11 protein-coding genes are annotated in these 8,418 nt (G+C 71.4%); 5 read left to right on the top strand and 6 right to left on the bottom strand.

Annotated features, from left to right (window positions below):
* Together ACIHCQ_RS34785 and ACIHCQ_RS34780 are read right to left on the bottom strand one after the other, a co-directional pair.
* On the bottom strand, nucleotides 1–628 hold a 628-nt coding region (locus ACIHCQ_RS34785; protein ID WP_399671736.1), incomplete at its 3' end, for a transcriptional regulator.
* Nucleotides 625–1,275, bottom strand: a complete 651-nt coding sequence (locus ACIHCQ_RS34780) for a GNAT family N-acetyltransferase (protein ID WP_399671733.1) — start codon at nucleotides 1,273–1,275, stop codon at nucleotides 625–627. The genes ACIHCQ_RS34780 and ACIHCQ_RS34785, both read right to left, overlap by 4 nt.
* Before the next feature lie 119 nt (nucleotides 1,276–1,394).
* On the opposite strand from ACIHCQ_RS34780, the gene ACIHCQ_RS34775 reads away from it, so the two are divergent.
* The 5 genes from ACIHCQ_RS34775 to ACIHCQ_RS34755 all read left to right on the top strand — a co-directional run bounded on the left by ACIHCQ_RS34775 (nucleotide 1,395) and on the right by ACIHCQ_RS34755 (nucleotide 4,114).
* A complete protein-coding gene (locus ACIHCQ_RS34775; RefSeq protein WP_399671730.1) occupies nucleotides 1,395–2,459 on the top strand; it encodes an alpha/beta hydrolase family protein in 1,065 nt (354 codons plus the stop codon).
* Between the two features lie 104 nt (nucleotides 2,460–2,563).
* The gene (locus ACIHCQ_RS34770; protein ID WP_399671727.1) at nucleotides 2,564–3,001 is read left to right on the top strand and encodes a helix-turn-helix domain-containing protein; all 438 of its coding nucleotides are present in this window, start codon (nucleotides 2,564–2,566) and stop codon (nucleotides 2,999–3,001) included.
* A 10-nt stretch (nucleotides 3,002–3,011) separates the two neighbouring features.
* Nucleotides 3,012–3,425: a VOC family protein gene (locus tag ACIHCQ_RS34765; protein ID WP_399671724.1), complete on the top strand. Its 414-nt coding sequence runs from the start codon at nucleotides 3,012–3,014 to the stop codon at nucleotides 3,423–3,425.
* A 164-nt stretch (nucleotides 3,426–3,589) separates the two neighbouring features.
* Complete coding sequence (locus ACIHCQ_RS34760; RefSeq protein ID WP_399671721.1) at nucleotides 3,590–3,763, top strand: hypothetical protein; 174 nt, start codon at nucleotides 3,590–3,592, stop codon at nucleotides 3,761–3,763.
* A gap of 171 nt (nucleotides 3,764–3,934) precedes the next feature.
* Entirely contained in the window at nucleotides 3,935–4,114 is a 180-nt protein-coding gene (locus tag ACIHCQ_RS34755) for a hypothetical protein (RefSeq protein ID WP_399671718.1), read from the top strand.
* 50 nt (nucleotides 4,115–4,164) lie between these two features.
* On the opposite strand, the gene ACIHCQ_RS34750 is transcribed toward ACIHCQ_RS34755, so the two are convergent.
* The 4 genes from ACIHCQ_RS34750 to ACIHCQ_RS34735 are packed head-to-tail and all read right to left on the bottom strand — an operon-like array spanning nucleotide 4,165 to nucleotide 8,379.
* Nucleotides 4,165–5,598, bottom strand: coding sequence for a hypothetical protein (locus ACIHCQ_RS34750; protein WP_399671716.1), 1,434 nt, complete (start codon nucleotides 5,596–5,598; stop codon nucleotides 4,165–4,167).
* 2 nt (nucleotides 5,599–5,600) lie between these two features.
* Nucleotides 5,601–7,145 (bottom strand): FtsX-like permease family protein, encoded by a 1,545-nt coding sequence (locus ACIHCQ_RS34745; protein WP_399671713.1) that lies wholly within the window; start codon nucleotides 7,143–7,145, stop codon nucleotides 5,601–5,603.
* Entirely contained in the window at nucleotides 7,142–7,846 is a 705-nt protein-coding gene (locus tag ACIHCQ_RS34740; RefSeq protein ID WP_399671710.1) for an ABC transporter ATP-binding protein, read from the bottom strand. The genes ACIHCQ_RS34745 and ACIHCQ_RS34740 overlap by 4 nt, the downstream gene beginning before the upstream one ends.
* Entirely contained in the window at nucleotides 7,843–8,379 is a 537-nt protein-coding gene (locus ACIHCQ_RS34735; RefSeq protein WP_399671708.1) for a PadR family transcriptional regulator, read from the bottom strand. Before ACIHCQ_RS34735 ends, ACIHCQ_RS34740 begins: the two co-directional genes overlap by 4 nt.
* Between the last annotated feature and the right edge of the window lie 39 nt (nucleotides 8,380–8,418).

Raw genomic sequence — 8,418 nt, 5'->3', positions numbered from 1 at the left:
CGGCAGGGCCGGTGAGCCGGTCGAGGCGGGGCTGGGCAACGCGGCTGAGGCGGTGGTAGCGGTCGGCGATCTCCTCCAGGGGCCATAGGCGGCGGGCGAGTTCGACAGGCTCTTGGGTGTCGCCCCTGCGCAGGTCCGTTGTGGTGAGGAGGGTGAGCGCGCCATGGGCGCCGAGGCGGTGGGCCGCTTCTTCGACGTACGGTTCCCAGGTGTTGGCGCAGACGTACAGTCCGCCCTGGAGCGGGGCGCCGCCGAGGTGGACGAGCGTCTCGCGCAGGGCATCCCGGGCCGTGCGCGCCGATTCGGGCACCGCGAAGGCGGCCAGGTGCCAGACACCGTCCCAGGGCGCGAGCCCGGCGTCCTGCTGGAACGCGTGCCGCAGGAAGTCCGCGTTGGGGGCGAGGGCACGCGTGGTGTCCGCGGTCGCGTGCAGCTCCGCCTTGCGGCCTCGGCCCTCATGGGTGAACCGGCCTTCGGCCACGAGGCGTTTGACGCACAGCCGCACCTGCTGGTCGCTCATGCCCAGGGTGTTGGCGACGGAGTACAGCTCGTCCGCACCGACGGTGCCGTCCTCGCGGATCAGTGCGTGGACGAGCATGCGGGTGGGGATCTCGATGTGGTCGGTCACGGTGTGTACAGTCCTCTCGGCCCATTCGCCTCGACGGGGCGGTGCATGGTGGTCACCGCGCCGAATCCGAGCAGCCCGCGCAGGTAGGGCGTGTGCTCGGTACGTACGGCCCTGAAGCCGCGCCGCTCGTACAGGGCCCTGGCGCGCGGGTTGGTGTCGATCACATCCAGTCTGATCTCCCGGCAGTCCTGCTCCGCCGCGACGGCGGCCACTTCCTCGATGAGCAGGCTCCCGACGCCGCGGCCGCGCACGTCCGGGTCCACGGCGATGCCGTCCATGACGAGCTGTCCGGGGGCCGGGTGGCGTTCGAACAGGGCGAGGAGCACGAGTCGGTGCAGTCCTCGCAGGTGTCCGTACGCGCGCAGCACGGCGGAGGCCGATCCCCCGGTGAGGGCCCGCCCGCCGTGCTGGTAGCCGGCGAGGCCGACGAGCTGGCCGTCGAGGAGTGCGCAGACGGCGCGGTCGGCGTTCAGGTGGGCGGCGATGAAGGGCACCGCCTTGTCCGGCGGGTTCAGGGCGGCACCGAGTTTGCGGCCGAAGGCGTCCCAGTACAGCTCGGCCGCCCGCCGCTCGGCTCCGGCCGGTACGCCCCGCCGGACCGTCACCGGTCCAGTGCCGGTGCCGGTTCCCGTCGCGTCCAGTCCCATGCCGTGCTCCCTTTCTCGCTGCAACAACCTGAACCCAAAACTATCACCCTCATTACGATCGTGCTCATAGTGATAGTTTCAGTTGTGCATAAACACCCGAACAGAGGCGGTCAGATCCCATGTGTCCAAAGATCCAGCTCCGACGGCGCGGGCTCCGCATCGCCGTGTGGTCACTCGTCACGGTCCTGGTCGTGGCCACCGGTCTCGTCGGTGTGGTGCTGTGGCAGAACTCCTACGACATGGACGAGCAGCGGGTCTCGATCCGCCACGGCGGCCACACCCTCAACGGCGTACTGGCCACCCCCAAGGACGGCCGCAAGCACCACGGCCTGGTCGTGTACGTCCACGGCGACGGCCCCATCGACGCCACCCACGAAGACGGTTACAAACCCATGTGGGAAGCGAACGCCAAGGCCGGGTACGCCTCCCTGTCCTGGGACAAACCCGGCGTCGCGGGCGCACCCGGCAACTGGCTCGACCAGTCCATGGACGACCGGGCCAACGAGGCGGCCGCCGCCATCGCCTGGGCCCGTGCCCGCCCGGACATCGACGGCGACCGGATCGGGCTCTGGGGCGCCAGCCAGGCGGGCTGGGTCCTGCCGAAGATCGCCGCCAAGACACCCGTGAGCTTCGTCATCGCCGTCTCGCCCGCGATCAACTGGCTCCAGCAGGGCCGCTACAACCTCCTCGCCGGGCTGCGCGCCGACGGTGCGTCGGCAGCCCGCACCAAGGCCGAGATCGCCAAGAGCGACACCACCCGCCGGCTGCTGAAACGCCACGCGACCTTCGAGGAGTACGGCAAGGCCATGGGTGGCGACGCGGACGGCATGACCGCCGACCGCTGGGGCTTCATCTCCAAGAACTACACCGCGGACGCCACGCGAGACCTCCGCGCCCTGCGCGGCGTACCGGTGCTGCTGACCCTCGCAGGCCATGACATCAACGTGGACACCGCCGACACGGAGCGCATCTACCGCAAGCTGCTGGACACCGGCGGCGCATTGACGGTCAAGGGGTACCCGGACGCGACCCATTCACTGCTCAAGCAGTCCGTCGAGCAGTCGGACCTCAAGATCACGCTCACCGCACTCTTCTCCCCCCGCTCTCTCTTCGCGGGCGGATTCCTGGACGACCAGCGACAGTTCCTCAAGGATCTCGAACGAGGCAGCAACGCCACTCCATGACATTCCCGCGAGGTTGGCCATGGCGCGTGGCGCACGTTCGCGTGTACCGCCCGGCGCGATGCGCCGGGGGCCGCACGGGAGGGTGGCCGTGCGATGCTGGTCCGGTGACGCTACCGGATCTGGTTCGGCTCCGCCGTGCCCGCGACCTGATGGACCGCGACTACGCGGAGCCGCTCGATGTCCCCGCGCTGGCACGCACGGCCCACATGTCGCCCGGCCACTTCTCCCGCAGCTTCCGCGCCGCGTTCGGGGAGACGCCGTACAGCTACCTGATGACCCGCAGGATCGAGCGGGCCAAGGCCCTGCTGCGGCGCGGCGACCTGTCGGTGACGGAGGTCTGCTTCGCCGTCGGCTGTACGTCGCTGGGGTCGTTCAGCTCGCGGTTCACCGAGCTGGTGGGCGAGAGCCCGAGCGCGTACCGGGCGCGCCCGCATGAGGAGGGCGCGGCCATCCCGGCCTGCGTCGCCAAGATCTTCACGCGACCGGTCAGGAACGCGGAACCGGTCAGGAACGGAGAAGCGAAGCCCGCGGCCGGCCCGTAGCGTGAGCTGCATGAACATCAAACTTTCGCAGTGCTTCATCGCCGTCGACGACCACGACAAGGCGCTCACCTTCTACCGCGACGCACTCGGACTCGAAGTGCGCAACGACGTCGCGTTCGAGGGGATGCGCTGGGTGACCGTCGGCGCGCCGTCGCAGCCCGACGCGGAGATCGTGCTGGAACCGCCCGTCGCCAACCCGAACGCCTCGCCGGCCGACAAGCAGGCCATGGCGGAGCTGCTGGCCAAGGGCATGCTGCGCGGGGTGAACTTCTCGACCGACGACTGCGACACCACCTTCGAGCGCATCCGCGCCACGGGCGCCGAGGTGCTGCAGGAGCCGGTCGACCAGCCGTACGGGGTTCGCGACTGCGCCTTCCGCGATCCCGCGGGCAACATGCTGCGCTTCGTCCAGAGCCGCGGCTAGTGAGCCCGACGCCGGCCGGTCACCGTACCGGCCGGCGTCTGCCACCCGCCCCCGGCGCGGCAGACAGATCACCTGTATGTCACGAGATGCCGCGTCCAACTCCGTTGCGCAACGGCTGGAGCCCAGGACAGCCGGTTCTCCGCCGGTGCGCCGGTGCGCCGGACGTGAACAGTCGGGCGGGTGCGGTGCTGCTGCTGGAGTCCGGCGCGCCCGCGGAGGCCATCACGCTCCACGAGCGCGGCGCCGAGTTCCTGCTCGCCGTCCCGCGCCCGGCCACCGCGGTGGATTCTGCCGGTCCGGACCCGGACCCGGGTCCGGCAGCGGTCGCGCAGCCGTAGAGTGGGGCGCACTCCGGCGTCACAGCACAGCTCACAGCACAACAGCAAGCCGCCGCACGCACCGGCCATGGCGACGGCTGGACGGATCGGTTTCGGAGGATCCTGTGGAATGCGAGCACGCCCGTATCGCCCTTGCCACGCAGCTGCTCAGCACTGGTGAAGGGCCGGAGTGTGAACGCCTGGAGACGCACCTCGACGGGTGCCCCGCGTGCCGTTCCGAGCGGGGACGAACTTCTCGGCCTGCTCCCGCTGCTCGACACGGTGATGCCGTACGAGCTGGACGGAGTGCCCACGCCCGATCCTCAGCGGGCCATCGATCTCGCGCGCGTGAGGACGGTGGACCGGGACTGACCCGTACCCGTCGTACCGCGGTGGCACGCAGCTGACGACACGCTCACTACTCACCATCCGCTCCGCGGGGACCGCTTCTGAGCAAGAAACCGGTCTGGGAAGTGAGCAGCGGAAACCGACATGCTCATGTGCTCGCCGGGCCTCAGCGGTGCCGTGGACCGTGCATGCGCCCAGGCCGCCTCGACCACCGGGTCGATGCCGGGGTCCGAGGGTTCCCGCAGTCGCAACCACGCGAAGAACGCGACAATCTCGCCGGTGTGCGTGGAGCGGTAGACGCGAAACCCTTCGGGCTGCCGGTCCAGCCAGAAGCGGCAGATGGCCGCTGACTCCGCGCCCTCGGCGATCTCCGCCAGCTCCAGTACGCGTCCGCGGTCGGCCTCCTCGTAGAACCCGTCCTCGACCAGGCCCCCTTCGCGCCACTTGCGGAAGTTCGCCGAAGCCTCCCTGCGGTAGAGGTAGAGCAGGCTGCTGGTGGCCGGGAGCATCTTCTCTTCCGGTGCGGCGCGGAGCCGGTCAAGAACGTACTGGTGAACAGTTCTGTGCATGTCGGCGAAACCCTCGGGGTCCCGCCAGCGCAGATCCGCCTCCAGTGCCTCGCGGACCACGTCGTGCGGAACGAGACCGGCGTCCGTCGGCTCGATGTAGGGCTGCTGGCGCAGCCAGGCGAACAACTCGGGCGCCTCCTCCCCCATGAGGGCACGCAACAGCGTTTCGGAGGTGACATAGGTGTGGGCGCAGATCTCCAGCGCTCTGCGGTGTGCCACGCTGGGGATGTCGCCCAGCAGTTGGGACAGCAGGGTGGCGATGACATCCCGGCTCGGTTTCCAGCCGGACGTGACTCCTTCCTCCCTGACAGCCTGCTCCCTGGCAGCCTCCTCTCTCGCGGCTACCGCCGCCGCCAGCGTCAGCGCCAGCGGGTTGCCGCCGGTGAAGGACAGCAGCGCCTGGTGCGCTCCGGTGCCCAGGCCCCGGGCGTGCAGCAGCCGTGCGGCATCCTCGGGAGGCAGGTTCCGCAGAGCCGTGACCCGTAGCAGGTCCGCCCAGCCCGCATCGGAGGTCCAGCGGACATCCGGCGCGCGGCGTCCGGCGATCACCACCACGCTGCCCGCCGGCAGGCCGAGCAGGAACTGCTCGTACAGCCAGCTCTCCAGGCCCTGGCAGTGTTCGAAGGTGTCCACGATCAGTACCAGGCCCGGCTCCCCCACCGCCTCCCCGACCGCCCTGGCGAAACCCTGAGGCGTCGGGACGACCGTCCGCCCGTCCACCTCCACCGCACGCCCGGCCCGGCGGGCCTCACGCGCGAACCGACGCAACAGAGTCGACTTGCCGATACCTCCGGGTCCGTGCAGATAGTGGACCGGGCACGATCCGGGATCGCCCGCCAACGCCGACCGGAACAGGGCCAGTTCACCGACTCTGCCCACGAACGCCCGCTCCCGCGCGGCCTCCAGTACATCCCCCAGCGCACCGCCGCCCTCGTACACCCTCAGGCCGTCCGCAGTTCCGTGGCACGCGTACTCATCCGCAGGAACAGCAGCGCGACCAGAGTGATCGCCACGGTCGCGCCGATCGCCGTTCCCGCGAGCAGCAGCAGCTGCTCCCACGGCAGATGCACGGTGACGGGTACCTTCTCCGCGCTGACCACGACGCCGTGTGCCTGCGAGTACGCCTGGTCCTCGCACGCGGAGGCGCTGTCGCCCGGCAGCGGTGAGCAGCGCCAGGTCCCCATGTCCATGGTGTCTTTCGCGTCGGGGACGGCGAAGCGGGGCAGCAGTACGCCCGCCAGGACCGCCAGGCCCACCGCGGGGACGACCGGCGTCAGGGTCTGCCAGGCGATCGCGCGGGCCAGGATCCCGCGGGGCGTTCCCGTGGCGATCAGCGAGGCGAACGCGCGCCGCTGGGCCAGGACCGTGTCGGCGAGCGCCACGAGGAGGCCCATGGCGGCGATCACCAGGGCCACCAGCGAGGCGTAGCCCACGAGTTCGTAGGCCCGCTCGTACAGGCCGGTGCCCTCCGGCTCGTACGGTTCACCCACCAGCGCGGCGAAGCGGCGGAGGTTCTCCTGCTGCGCCGAGACCGAGGCCACGGTCAGCGCGGCGAGGCCGGCCGCGGCCGAGCCGATGACCAGCGCGACGAGCAGCGCGGAGAACGTGCGGCTGCCCGACCAGGGGTCGGCCGTCATGCGCCGGCCGGCGAGCAGGCCCGCGGGCTTGCGGGCGTAGCGCTGGAGGACACGGCCGATGGTGTGGGTGATCCAGCCCGTGCCGGTGACCACGCCGATGCCGACGGCGAGGACGCCGACGATGATCAGCCCTCCGGTGACGAGCAGCGGTGCGTCGTTGGTCTGCGGGTGGCGGGTGAAGTACGCGTGCGCCGGTTCGACCAGCGCGCAGGCGCCGAGGCCGGTCACGATGAGCACGCCGGGCGTGATGCGGGGCCGGGCGCGCCGGGTCCTGCGGACCACGCCGAGCGGAGTGAGTGCCGCCCGGCGCAGGGTGAGCACCGTCAGTGCGGCGACGATCAGCGGCACGCCCAGCGCGATGCCGGTCATGGCGGCGGCGTGCGGCAGCACATCGGTGGGCAGCGGGCGGCGGCCCTGCGCGTCGGGGGCGTCGAGCAGGACGCGGCCGAGGAGGAACGCCCCGATTCCCGCGGCGACTCCGGGGACGGAGGCGAGTGCTGTCTCCACCGCCACGATCCGGATCACCTGGCGCGGACTCGCCCCGGCCATCCGGATCGCGGCCAGCCGGTGTTCGCGCGCGGGCGCGCCGAGGCGGCTGCACTGGGCGACCAGGGCCAGTGCCGGAACGGTCAGCAGCACCATGGCGAGCGCGACGCCCGGGCGCAGTCCGCTCTCGTTGAGCAGGTCGTTGGTGTAGCGCACCGCCTGGGAGGGGGCCACCGCGGTCACCGTGGCCGCGCAGAGCATCGACACCGTGGAGAGCGCCGCGCTGATCGCGGTCAGGATGATGCGTACGCGGTCCGAGCGGGTGCCTGCCATGGACAGGCGCAGCGTGGTCAGTGGGCTCACCGGGAGGTCCCCGTGGCAACGAAGGCCCCGTCGAGTACGCCGTCGTCGCCCTCCACCACGCCGTCGCGCAGCCGGATTTCGCGATCCGCGTAGGCGGCGACCGTCGCGTCGTGGGTCACCAGCATCACGCTGGTGCCCTGGGTGCGGGCGGCGCGGACCAGATGGCCCATCACCAGCTCCCCCGCGAGGCTGTCCAGCGCGCCGGTGGGCTCGTCGGCGAAGAGCACCTTCGGCCCGGTCACCAGGGCGCGGGCGAGCGCCACCCGCTGCTGCTGGCCGCCCGACATCTCCCCCGGCAGCTGCCGCGCCAGCTCGGCCACGCCGAGCCGCTCCAGCCAGTCGGCCGCCTGCGCCGTCGCCTCCCGCCGCCCGGTTCCGCCGAGCAGCAGCGGCAGTGCGACGTTCTCCACGGCCGGGAGTTCCGCCACGAGCTGGCCGAACTGGAACAGCACCCCGAAGTCGGTGCGCCGCAGCAGGGAGCGCCGGGCCTCGCTCAGGTCGTCGATGCGGGCGCCGCGGTAGCGGACCTCCCCGTCGTCCGGGCGCAGGATGCCGGACATGACGTGTAACAGCGTCGACTTGCCGCAGCCGCTGGGCCCGGTGACGGCGACGATCTCTCCTTCCCGCAGCGCGAGCGAGAGCCCGCACAGGGCCGGACTCGGTCCGTACGACTTCGTCACGGCACGGGTTTCGATCATCATCGGTGCACCTCCAGGCGCAGGTCGGCGACGCGGTCCGCTGCGGTCTGCAGCCACCGCAGGTCGGCGTCCAGGTAAGCGATGGCCAGGTCGGCGGCGAGCACCTCGGCGACGGTGGAGCCCGGGGCCGTCTTCACCGCCGTGAGTTCGCGCATCCGCGCGAGGTGGGCGGCCCGCTGCGCGGACAGCTGCCGGCGGGCACTGGCCTCGTCGGAGACGAGCAGGGCGACCACCGTCTTGGCGAGCAGGATGTTCGACAGGTACGGGGCGGGCGGCTCGGGCGTGCCCAGCCAGTCGGCGAGCGACCGGCGGCCGACGTCGGTGACCTCGTACGCCGTGCGATCGGGGCCGCCCGCCCGGTCCTGACCCGCCTCCGAGGCCAGGCCGTCGCGCACCAGCCGGTTGAGCGTCGCGTAAACCTGCCCGTAGGCGAGCGGCCGGGCGCCGGGCAGGCGCTGGTCGTGCGCTCGCTTCAGCTCGTACCCGTGCAGCGGGTGCGGCGCGAGCAGGCCGAGAAGGATGTGGGACGTGGACACACGCGTCACTATTTACTAAGCGAATAGTCAGGTCAAGCC

The organism is Streptomyces sp. NPDC052236 (assembly GCF_044548015.1).
In the GTDB taxonomy this organism is placed as follows: domain Bacteria; phylum Actinomycetota; class Actinomycetes; order Streptomycetales; family Streptomycetaceae; genus Streptomyces.
Note: the sequence above shows the minus strand (reverse complement) of the source record. Positions and strands in the feature narration are given on the sequence as shown.

What these genes read in the sequence shown, in the direction of transcription:
- ACIHCQ_RS34765 (WP_399671724.1), top strand. Translation starts at nt 3,012, where the DNA reads ATGAACATCAAACTTTCGCAGTGCTTCATCGCCGTCGACGACCACGAC.
- ACIHCQ_RS34775 (WP_399671730.1), top strand. Translation starts at nt 1,395, where the DNA reads ATGTGTCCAAAGATCCAGCTCCGACGGCGCGGGCTCCGCATCGCCGTG.
- ACIHCQ_RS34780 (WP_399671733.1), bottom strand. Translation starts at nt 1,275, where the DNA reads ATGGGACTGGACGCGACGGGAACCGGCACCGGCACTGGACCGGTGACG.
- ACIHCQ_RS34740 (WP_399671710.1), bottom strand. Translation starts at nt 7,846, where the DNA reads ATGATGATCGAAACCCGTGCCGTGACGAAGTCGTACGGACCGAGTCCG.